This is a genomic window from Collinsella sp. SGI.178 (assembly GCF_050313495.1).
In the GTDB taxonomy this organism is placed as follows: domain Bacteria; phylum Actinomycetota; class Coriobacteriia; order Coriobacteriales; family Coriobacteriaceae; genus Collinsella.
The window spans coordinates 1-318 of sequence record NZ_JBNPLM010000065.1; the positions used below are offsets into that span (position 1 = coordinate 1).

Sequence of the window (318 nt, forward strand, 5' to 3'; positions counted from 1 at the left end):
GAGGACGGCGTTCTCCAGGACGAGGCGCTCTATCAGGGCGTCCTTGTCGTCCGGGTCGATGTCGGGGTACACCGGACCGTCCCCGACGACCTTCGGCAGATCCATCTTCGCGACCGCCCTCCCGACGGTTCCGCCCGAGGCCACGGCCCTCGTCCAGCGCGCGACGGCGCTCTTGCTCGGCCCGCCGAGCTCCCGGGCTATCTCCCTGCACGAGAGCCCGGAGCGGCGTAGCTCCCCGGCCCTCTCTACTACGGCTCTACTGTATGTCATGCGGACTCCAAACCGGACCTGATGGTCCAACTTTTTGTCCGCAGTCCC

The 318-nt window shown here is 67.6% G+C and carries 1 protein-coding gene; it reads right to left on the reverse strand.

Going from position 1 to position 318, the window contains the following annotated elements:
• A partial coding sequence (locus ACQRAQ_RS08655; RefSeq protein ID WP_427794561.1) for a hypothetical protein occupies positions 1 to 270 on the reverse strand: 270 nt, incomplete at its 3' end.
• Between the last annotated feature and the right edge of the window lie 48 nt (positions 271 to 318).